Annotated in this window: 3 protein-coding genes; all 3 read right to left on the bottom strand. The window is 61.3% G+C overall.

Going from position 1 to position 2,390, the window contains the following annotated elements; translation table 11 throughout:
* Window positions 1-1,523 (bottom strand): IS66 family transposase (gene tnpC, locus BM225_RS21440; protein WP_092465539.1); only part of this gene is annotated, 1,523 nt, incomplete at its 3' end.
* Between the two features lie 59 nt (window positions 1,524-1,582).
* On the bottom strand, window positions 1,583-1,933 hold the full coding sequence (gene tnpB, locus BM225_RS21445) for an IS66 family insertion sequence element accessory protein TnpB (RefSeq protein WP_092465537.1): 351 nt from the start codon (window positions 1,931-1,933) through the stop codon (window positions 1,583-1,585).
* A complete protein-coding gene (gene tnpA, locus BM225_RS21450) occupies window positions 1,930-2,331 on the bottom strand; it encodes an IS66-like element accessory protein TnpA (RefSeq protein WP_092465538.1) in 402 nt (133 codons plus the stop codon). Before tnpA ends, tnpB begins: the two co-directional genes overlap by 4 nt.
* Between the last annotated feature and the right edge of the window lie 59 nt (window positions 2,332-2,390).

Genomic DNA, 2,390 nt, shown 5'->3' on the forward strand with positions numbered 1-2,390 from the left:
ATGTCGTTCATCTTTGCCGAGACGATGAGAGTGTACATGAAGGCCGCCCTGTCTCCGCCGCGCTCGGATCCAGCAAAGAGCCATGACTTTCTGCCCAATGCGATACCGCGCAGGGCGCGCTCTGCGGCGTTGTTGGTCAGGCAGATGCGCCCATCAGCAAGGAAAGCGGTAAAGGCCTCCCATCTCTCGCCCTTGGGCGGCATCAGATAGTCGATAGCCTTTGCGACGCTGTTATGCTTCGACATTTGCGCGCGCTCATCGCGTAACCAGACGTTTAGATCCTCGACCAGGGGCCGAGATCGCTCCTGGCGAATGGCAAGGCGGGCGTTTGCGTCGATGCCATTGATCTCGCGCTCGATATCGAAGATCGCGTCGATCCGCTTCACAGCTTCCAGAGCGACGGGTGAGATGTCGTGTGCGCGCTTGTTCTTGCGCACATTGCCCGCGATATCGGCCAGTTCAAAAAACTTGCGGCGGGCGTGGCTCCAACACAGAGCGCTGCGCACAGGCCCCGGGCTGCGGTCCGCCAAATACAGGGCGTTATAGCCGCTGTACGCATCGGCTTGCAAAATACCCTGCCAGCCAGCGAGATGCGTGCTCGGGTGGATCATCTGGCGATCCCGCGAGAACTTGAACAGGGCGGCCGGGGGCGCGCTGCCACCCCATGGCCGGTCATCGCGCACATAGGTCCAAAGGCGTGCCGTTTTGGCCCCGCCCCGCGCCAGAAGTGGCACAGTCGTATCGTCACCGTGCAAGCGGCTTGCTTCCAGCACATGGCGCTCGATCAATGCATGGATCGGGGCCAGCGCCACACACGCATGACCGATCAGATCCGCTAGAGTAGACAGGCTGAGGTCGATCCCCTCTCGTGCGATGCGCTCGACCTGCCGGTTCAATGGTTGATGTTGCCCGAATTTGTCAAAGGCCACCATGGCGATCAACTGTGGCCCCGCCCAACCGCGCGGAATGGCATGGAAAGGCGCGGGCGACTGGCTGATCTTCTCGCAGGTCCGGCACGTGAACTTCTCGCGCACCGTCTGGATGACTTTCCACTGGCGGGGGATCACCTCCAGTGTCTCGGTGATGTCCTCGCCCATCTTCACAATACGATCCGAGCCACAGCAGGTGCAGGCTGTCGGAGCCTCGACCACGACACGTTCCCGCGGAAGATGCTCGGGAAAGGGTTTGCGCACGGGCTTTCTTCGGGCAAAGGCCCGCACGGTGTTCGTCTGGTCACCCTGCGCGGTGTCTTCAGCGGCCAGCGCATCCTCGGTGGCGGCAGCTTCCAATTCCTCGAGCTGCAATTCCAGCTGATCGATCAGCCGCGCGCGGCGCTCAGAAGAGATGCCGTATTTGTCGCGCCGCAGCTTGGCTATCTCCAGCTTCAATTCCTGGATCATCGCTTCCGTGCAGGATGCCAGGGCACGCGCTTGCGCCAGATCGCGTTCGGCGGCCTGCGCACGGGCAGTTTGCGCGGCAAGCGCGGCGCGCAATTCAGCGATTTCTGAAGCGGGATCTGACATGGCAAATCCATACCACAGGCGCCACGGATCCCCAACAAAAACGGGCGCTTTGCAGCACATTACCCAGCTTTTGTAGGGCGTTGCGTCCAACGCGGATTGCGCCAGTCGATCCCTTCAAGGAGATATCCCAGTTGCGCCGCAGAGACCGGCACAGCGGTGCCGGACTGGCTGACAGGCCAGATAAATTTACCTGCCTCCAGCCGCTTGAGATAGAGCGACATACCAACGCCATCATGCCAGAGAACCTTGATCAGATCGCCTTTGCGACCCCGAAAGCAGAAGATCTCTCCACCATGGGGATCGCGCCCAAGACCTTGCTGGATCTTCAGCGACAGCGTGTTCATGCCGCACCGCATGTCCGTGACCCCTCCTGCGATCCAGACCGTGACGCCTGCCGGAAACGCGATCATTGCGGGTCCACCACGCAAAGCAGCCCCGCAAGTGTCGCCGGCGCAATGCTTGCAGGAGCCGTCAGCCGCCGCCCATTGGCCAGAACTATCTCGATCGTCCCATCGCTGCGGTCCTGATCTGTCTCGGGCTGAACAGGGATGGGGCGTTCCGGAACCAACTGAACGAATGTGTCTTGGTCAGCGCCCTCACACAACGTCCCTTCGCGATACGCCCGCCGCCACAGGCTGAGCAGTGATCGCGACACCCCGTAGCGGCGCGCGGTGGCCGATCCCTGCCGGACCCCTTCAAAGCTCTCTTCGACAATCCGGAGCTTGTCTTCATCAGACCAATGCCGCCGCCGCGGCGTGTCCTCCGGTGATAAAACCTCGACGGTGGGGAAGTTGCTTAAACATGACATAAGCCATGCCTTAAGCCTAATTCCTCAATGCGCTAAGACGGCCCTCGCCGAAGGCGTAC

Origin of the sequence: Donghicola eburneus, from assembly GCF_900115865.1 — a bacterium.
In the GTDB taxonomy this organism is placed as follows: domain Bacteria; phylum Pseudomonadota; class Alphaproteobacteria; order Rhodobacterales; family Rhodobacteraceae; genus Donghicola; species Donghicola eburneus.